The 7139-nt window shown below is 69.8% G+C and carries 8 protein-coding genes; 6 read left to right on the forward strand and 2 right to left on the reverse strand.

Going from position 1 to position 7139, the window contains the following annotated elements; translation table 11 throughout:
• From D588_RS0116605 to D588_RS0116630, 6 genes are all read left to right on the forward strand, one after another.
• Positions 1 to 717, forward strand: a 717-nt coding sequence (locus D588_RS0116605; RefSeq protein ID WP_017916777.1) for an MFS transporter, incomplete at its 5' end; no start/stop codon positions are given.
• Positions 718 to 814: 97 nt separating this feature from the next.
• A complete protein-coding gene (locus D588_RS0116610; RefSeq protein ID WP_017916778.1) occupies positions 815 to 1237 on the forward strand; it encodes an NUDIX hydrolase in 423 nt (140 codons plus the stop codon).
• Between the two features lie 385 nt (positions 1238 to 1622).
• Positions 1623 to 2438: an EcsC family protein gene (locus D588_RS0116615; protein ID WP_017916779.1), complete on the forward strand. Its 816-nt coding sequence runs from the start codon at positions 1623 to 1625 to the stop codon at positions 2436 to 2438.
• Positions 2439 to 2542: 104 nt separating this feature from the next.
• A complete protein-coding gene (locus D588_RS0116620; protein ID WP_017916780.1) occupies positions 2543 to 3367 on the forward strand; it encodes an NYN domain-containing protein in 825 nt (274 codons plus the stop codon).
• A 73-nt stretch (positions 3368 to 3440) separates the two neighbouring features.
• Entirely contained in the window at positions 3441 to 4043 is a 603-nt protein-coding gene (locus D588_RS0116625; RefSeq protein WP_017916781.1) for a DUF938 domain-containing protein, read from the forward strand.
• Between the two features lie 377 nt (positions 4044 to 4420).
• Positions 4421 to 5203 carry a hypothetical protein gene (locus D588_RS0116630; RefSeq protein WP_010340940.1) on the forward strand — a complete coding sequence of 261 codons (783 nt, stop codon included), beginning with the start codon at positions 4421 to 4423 and terminating at the stop codon, positions 5201 to 5203.
• Between the two features lie 302 nt (positions 5204 to 5505).
• On the opposite strand, the gene D588_RS0116635 is transcribed toward D588_RS0116630, so the two are convergent.
• Positions 5506 to 6138 (reverse strand): hypothetical protein, encoded by a 633-nt coding sequence (locus D588_RS0116635; protein ID WP_198526780.1) that lies wholly within the window; start codon positions 6136 to 6138, stop codon positions 5506 to 5508.
• Between the two features lie 271 nt (positions 6139 to 6409).
• Positions 6410 to 7139 (reverse strand): DUF6537 domain-containing protein (locus D588_RS0116640; RefSeq protein WP_026143802.1); only part of this gene is annotated, 730 nt, incomplete at its 5' end.

A 7139-nucleotide genomic window follows, 5' to 3' on the forward strand; every position in this document is an offset into this window, starting at 1 on the left:
CAGGGCCGCCACGCCGAGGCCGACGCGGTGCTGCAGCGGCTGGAAGCGCGCTGTACCGCCGACCTGGGGCGGCCCTTGCCCGCGCCCGAGCCGGCCTCGGCGCCGGCCGCGCCGACGCCGCAACTGTCCGCGCTGTGGCAGCCCCCGTACCGGCGCCGCATGGCGATGCTGGTGAGCTTCCACATCTTCCAGGCGATCGGCTTCTTCGGTTTCGGCAACTGGTTGCCGGCGCTGCTGGCGCGCCAGGGCGCCGACAGCGTGCACGGCCTCGGCTACGCCTTCGCCATCTCGTTGGCGTATCCACTGGCGCCGCTGCTGCTGATCGGCGTGGCGCAGCGCTGGGAGAACAAGTGGCAGGTCGTCGTGTCGGCGCTGGGCGCGATGCTGTTCGGCCTGCTGTTCGCCTGGCAGAGCCAGCCGCTGCTGCTGATCGCCTGCGGCGCGGCGGTCACCTTCTGCAATGCCTGGATGAGCTTCGCCTACCACGGCTACCAGGCCGAACTGTTTCCCACCGCGCTGCGCGCCCGCGCGGTCGGCTTCTGCTACTCCTTCAGCCGCCTGTCCACGGCCGCCAGCAGCCTGCTGATCGGCATGCTGCTGGAGCGCACCGGCCACCGCGGCGTGCTCGCCTGCATCGCCGCCAGCCTGCTGATGGCCGCCGCGGTGGTGGGCCGGTTCGGGCCGCGTACCCACCAGCGCGCGCTGGAGCGGATCTAGGCGTGTGGGATATGTTGAGACGCGCGCGAAGTGGCCTGGCGCACATCGAGGCGTGCATCGCGTCCAGACTGGCCCTTTACCTACCGCGGAGGACGCCATGCAACCGTTCAACGGCGCCAAGCTGGCGCTGCTGTGCGACGACGCGCTGCTGGTGTACCAGCGCGATGTGAAGCCGGAGATTCCCTGGCCGGGACTCTGGGACCTGCCTGGCGGCGGCCGCGAGGACGACGAGAGCCCCGAGCGCTGCGCTCTGCGCGAACTGCAGGAGGAGTTCGGCCTAGTGCTGGAGGAAGATAGGCTGACCTGGGGCCGCTGCTATCCGTCCCTGCAGCCCGGGTGCCTGCCGAGCTGGTTGTTCGTTGGCCGCCTGAGGTGTGCCGAGATCGCCAGCATCCGCTTCGGCGATGAAGGCCGGGGGTGGCTGCTGATGCCTGTGGCCGAATTTCTCGCCCATCCCCAGGCCGTGCCCCATCTGCAGGAGCGCCTGCGCGACTACCTGGCTCAGTGCGTGCAGGGGTAGCTGGTCTGGCCGGCCAGTCGTTGCCTGCGATACGAGAAGCGGGTTTACAGCGTGCGTCGCGGGGCATGCAACCGCCGCGATGACGGCTGCCTCTGCAGCGCCGATCCTGCCACCTTGGGCCATGGCCAGTTCGGTGGACCGGCGCGATGTCGCCGGGGCCAGGGCGCCACGCTTGGCCTGGCGGTGGACCGGCCGTCCTGTCTGGACCGCGCCCGGCGCCGCGTGGGCCAGACGCAGGCGCGGTGTGCGGCAGGGGCCTGCCTCAATCCCGATCACGCGTTCCGGCCGCGCGATTCCTTAACGTCCCGCACCGGTCATCGTCCCTCGACACCACGCCCGGGTGGCCCGGTGCATGCTGTCGCCTCCCTCGCCACGAGCTTCGGCCATGACCACGCTACTGCCCGTCCCCGTGATGGATGCCGCCGACCACCGCGACCTGGCCCAGGCGCGCGCCCTGCTGGAACACCCAGGCCTGGCGGCGAAGATCGCCAATGCGGTGGGCGCGCCGATCGAGGCGCTGATCAACAAGCGTCTGCCGAAACTGCTGTCCTCGCGCATCGATGCGGTCAGCCAGCGTGCGCTGCGGGTGGCGTTGCGCTCGGCGCTGCTGACCCTGCGTGGGCAGGCGCCGGAACGCGCACGGCCGCGCCTGCATGGCGCCGCGGTGGCGGCCACCGGTGCGGCCGGCGGCTTCTTCGGCCTGCCCGGGCTGGTGGTGGAACTGCCGCTGACCACCACGCTGATGCTGCGTTCGATCGCCGACATCGCCCGCGCCGAGGGCGAGCGCCTGGACGACCCGGCGACCGCCCTCGCGTGTCTGGAGGTGCTGGCGCACGGCGGCCGCAGCCACCGCGACGACGGCAGCGAATCGGGCTACTTCGCGGTGCGCGCGGCGATGGCGCAGCAGCTCAGCGCCGCGGCGCAGTACATCGCCGCGCACGGCCTGGGCAGCAAGGGTGCGCCGGTGCTGGTGTCGCTGCTGTCGCGCATCGCCGCCAAGTTCTCGGTCACGGTCAGCGAGAAGCTGGCGGCGCAGGCGGTGCCGCTGGTCGGCGCGGCCAGCGGCGCGCTGCTCAACACGGTGTTCATCTCGCACTTCCAGGCGATGGCGCGCGGCCACTTCATCGTGCGCCGGCTGGAGCGCCGCTACGGCGAGGCGGCGGTACGCCAGGCCTACGAGGCGTTGCCGGCCGGGCGATGAGCCATGGCGGTCGCCGCGTTGCGCTGGCTGTGGGCAGCGCGCGCTGGCACAGTGGTGGCCGCCGCCACGCTTCTCCCGATCTTTCCTTGCCGCAGGTGCACGCCATGAAAACCCGCCACCGTTCCGACAGCGACGACGACCAGCCACGGCTGGCGGTGCTGATCGATGCCGACAACGCGCAGCCGTCGGTGATCGAAGGCCTGCTCGCCGAAGTCGCCAAGTACGGCCTGGCCAGCGTCAAGCGCATCTATGGCGATTTCACCAGCACGCGCATGACCCAGTGGAAGCAGGCGCTGCTGAAGCACTCGATCAGCCCGGTGCAGCAGTTCGCCTACACCAGCGGCAAGAACGCCACCGACAGCTCGCTGATCATCGATGCGATGGACCTGCTCTACACCGGCCGCTTCGACGGCTTCTGCCTGGTCTCCAGCGACAGCGACTTCACCCGCCTGGCACAGCGCCTGCGCGAGGAAGGACCGACCGTGTACGGCTTCGGCGAGCGCAAGACCCCGGATGCGTTCGTGCAGGCCTGCGACAAGTTCATCTACACCGAAGTGCTGCGCAGCGAGGCCAGCGCCGCCGAACCGGCCAAGCCTGCCGCTGCGGCCGCCAAGCCGGCGGCCAAGGGCCGCAAGAAGCCGGCCGCGACGCCGGCCAAGCCCGAGCCCGTTCCCGCCGCGACCGAGACCAAGCAGGCGCCGCTGACCCTGCTGCGCCAGGCCATCGAGGAAGCCTCCGACGATCAGGGCTGGGCCGGGCTGGGCAGCGTCGGCAGCTATCTGAACAAGGTGCGCCCGGATTTCGATCCGCGCCTGTACGGGCACAAGAAGCTCAGCGACCTGCTGCGCCGGTTGTCGTCGCACTTCGAACTGGAAGAGCGCGGCAACGAGGGCGGCGGCAAGCGCATCTTCGTGCGCTCGCGCGGATGAGCCGTCAGCTGCTGCCATTCGCACTGGTGCGCGCCGTCGCGGCGCGCAATGGCACACACAGGTGCACGACACGATGAGCGATCGACCCTACGCCCCGTCCTGCGACCGCAATCGCGATCCGATCCTGCAGGTGCTGCAGCGGCAGTTCGCCGGTCGTCGCCAGGTGCTGGAGATCGGTAGCGGCACCGGCCAGCACGCGGTGCATTTCGCCGCGGCGCTGCCGCAGCTGACCTGGCAATGCAGCGAGCGCGCCGAGCACCTGCCCGGCATCGCGCAGTGGCTGGAGGCGGCGGCGCTGCCGAACACGCCGCCGGCGCTGGCGCTGGACGTGCGCGAGGGGCCGTGGCCGCGCACCGGCTACGATGCGGTGTTCACCTCCAATACCTTGCACATCATGGGCTGGGACGCGGTGCAGGCGTTCTTCGCCGGCGTCGGCCAACTGCTGGCAAACAGCGCCGACGGCATGCTGGTGGTCTACGGCCCCTTCAACTACGGCGGCGCCTTCACCAGCGACAGCAATCGCGACTTCGATGCGTGGCTGAAGGCGCGCGACCCGGCCAGCGGCATCCGCGATGCCGAGGCGGTGGACGCGCTGGCGCAGGCGCAGGGCCTGACGTTGCAGGAAGACGTGGCGATGCCGGCCAACAACCGCTGCCTGGTCTGGCGGCGCGGCTGAGGCAGGAGTGCCACCCGGCGATGCCTTGGCGTCGTGCGGGTGCGCGATCGCGCGGGCGGATACGCCGTGGGCGCCCAATCTGACTGCGTCAGCCATGTCGTGACTGTGCATGCGTCAGCGACGCGGAGTGCGCGCTCGTACCGAATACGCCGACGTGCTTGATGCAGTACTGTCTTGGCCGGTTCCATGCCTGCGCTGCATGGCGGGCGACGCAGTAGGCGTTGTGTCCAGGTGACGAAGCCGCACTCTCTCCCTCATCACGGGTTCACCGCCGTGCCACGGCGGATTCACCGCGCGCTTGCGACTGTGCGCCGACACCCGCCGCCGCCGAACGGGCCTGCAGCCGGTGCTTTCTTCCTTCGCCACGGAGCGTTCCCATGGACAACAACGACAAAGCCCGCGATCTCAATCGCGATCCGATTTCCGGCACCCCGGGTTCGCATCCGGTCGGGGTCGGCATTGGCGGTACCGCCGGCGGCGTGGCCGCGGGCGCGCTGGCCGGCACCGTGTTCGGGCCGCTCGGCACCTTGATCGGCGCGGCGGTCGGGGTGGTGGCCGGTGCGGCGGCAGGCAAGGGCGTGGCCGAGCGCATCGACCCCACCGGCGAGGATGCGTACTGGCGCGAGGAGTATCGCAACCGCGACTACGCCAAGGCCGATTACGACTACGACCGCGACTACGCCGCGGCCTATGGCCTGGGCCTGCAGGCGCGCGAGCAGTATCCCTCGCGCACCTGGGACGAACACGAGCGCGAGCTGTCGCACGACTGGGGCACGCGCCGTGGCGACTCGCGCCTGGAGTGGGACGAGGCGCGGCTGGCCGCTCGCGATTCCTGGGAGCGCGCCGACGCCACCTACCGCACCTACGAGGACAGCGACCGCTACTACGCCGATCGCTTCGACACCGTGGACTACCGCGAGACCGACAGCAGCTACGACGACTACCGCCCGGCCTACCGCTACGGCGTGCAGGCGCGCAGCCGCTACCGCGACCGCGTCTGGGACGACCGCCTGGACACGGACCTGGAAAGCGGCTGGGAGCGCGCCAAGGATCGCTCGCGGCTGAGCTGGGCACAGGCCAAGGCGGCGGTGCGCGAGGCCTTCGATTCCGATCGCTACGATCGCCCCGGCCGCGGCAACCCGCCTGATCCGCGGGTTTGATTCGACGTTCGTTGCGTTGAGTGGCACTCGGTCGAGTTGCCACCGGGCACTCGACCGAATCGCATCCTGATACGACACAGCGGCCGCTGCATAGGGCTGCTGTGTCGTATGCGGAGTCTACGGAAGCAACCATGTGGGAGGGACTTCAGTCCCGACGCGCAGACCCTTCCGTATCGACATCAACGCGATCGACCCGGATGCAGCTGCATGGCAGTGGCGCGCGGGATGCCGCTGGGAATAGGCTGCATCGCCACAGGGTGACATGGCAGCTCGCGGCTGAAGCCGCGCCTGCAGCTTGGCCCCTAAGGCCCGTCCGACGACGGCGAACGAGCTGGAGATTGTTGAACCGTCGGTTGCAACGAATCGTCCACCTGCGCCTCTTCCTCTGCCCGCGCCTCTGCCTCGGCCTGTGCCTCCGCCTCCGCATCTTCCTTCATCGCAGCATCCCACCATGCCGGCGCCGCCAGCGGTTCTTCTCCATAGCCGTTCATGCAACCTGTTCGTTGCTGCTCCAGGCGCTTGTAGTCCAGGGTGAGACGCTGCACGTCCTGTTGCTCAGGCCACTCGGTGTAGGCGAAGTAGCCCTCGTACTGGTTGCCATTGATGCAGGCGATATACGAATCCGCCCGCAGCCCGGCTGCCTGAAAGACCAACACCCGCGCTTCGCCGTTGCGATCCAGGCGGCCATGGAAGACCGTCCATTTGCCCGACGCGCAACTCGCGCCGGAGATCCCCATGTAGCTCAGACACGGAATCGACCACACGTCCTGCTGGACGCGGATGCTCGCGCCCGAGAGTGGCCGATCGGGTCCCGCCACGACACGGATCGTGATGAACCGCGGCATGATCCAGGGGCCGGCTTGCTCCGCCAGCAGGTAGAACAGCAGGATGGCGCCCACCAGCGCCACGCATGCGAGTTTGACCAAACGCTTCACGCGATGTTCCTTCGAGGGTGATGCGGCCGTGGATCGCTGGCGATCCACGCAACGTGCGGATGATGCCCAAGGCTGGGCGCCCTGGGCGATGCTGCCGTCCTGCGTGCGGCTGGAGTCGGGTCGCGGCTGCAGCCGCTCCTGCAGCAAAGGCACGGACGCCATGGAACGCGGCAGAGCGGCAGGCGCAGCGCCAGCCGCGCCGCGTTCGGTCAGACGCCCTCGATGCTGCCATTGCGCCGCCGCTGCACGGCGGCGGGCGTTCGTCTCCCGCTCAGGCCGCCTGCACGATATGCAGCGCCTTCGGGTTGCGCCAGGTCGCCAGCAGCCGCGCTTCCTGTTGCTTGGCCTCGTGCAGGTGAGCTTCCTTGACGTGGCCGTAGCCGCGGATGTGTTCCGGGATGCTGGCGATCTGCACCGCCAGCGCCAGGTTGTCCGCCTGCAGCCGCTGCAGCAGTTCGTCCACGGTAGCGAGGTAGTCGGCGATCAGTTGCCGTTCGCCGCGCCGCTCGGCGCTGTAGCCGAACACGTCGAAGGTGCCACCGCGCAACCGGCGCAACTTGGCCAGCCACTTGAACGCGGTGAACATCCACGGGCCGTATTCGCGCTTGCGCAGCCGGCCTTGCGCGTCCTTCTTCGCCAGCAGCGGCGGCGCCAGGTGGAAGCGCACGCGGTAGTCGCCTTCGAACTGCGCCTGTAGCTGCTGCGCGAACGCGCCGCTGGTGTACAGCCGTGCCACTTCGTACTCGTCCTTGTAGGCCATCAGCTTGAATGCGTAGCGCGCCACCGCTTCGGTCAGCGCGGTCGAGGCCGGGGCCACGCGCTGCTCGGCAGCGCGCACGCACTCCACCAGCGCGGTGTAGCGTGCGGCGTAGGCGGCGTCCTGGTAATCGACCAGGAAGGCGTGGCGGCGCGCGACCAGCTCGGGCAGCGAGCGCGACAGGCGGCTGTCGTCCAGCGGCGCGTGCCCGGCCTCGCCGCTGTCGGCGGCGGCCGGCAGCTCG

This window comes from Xanthomonas sp. SHU 308 (genome assembly GCF_000364645.1).
Classification (GTDB): Bacteria; Pseudomonadota; Gammaproteobacteria; order Xanthomonadales; family Xanthomonadaceae; genus Xanthomonas_A; species Xanthomonas_A sontii.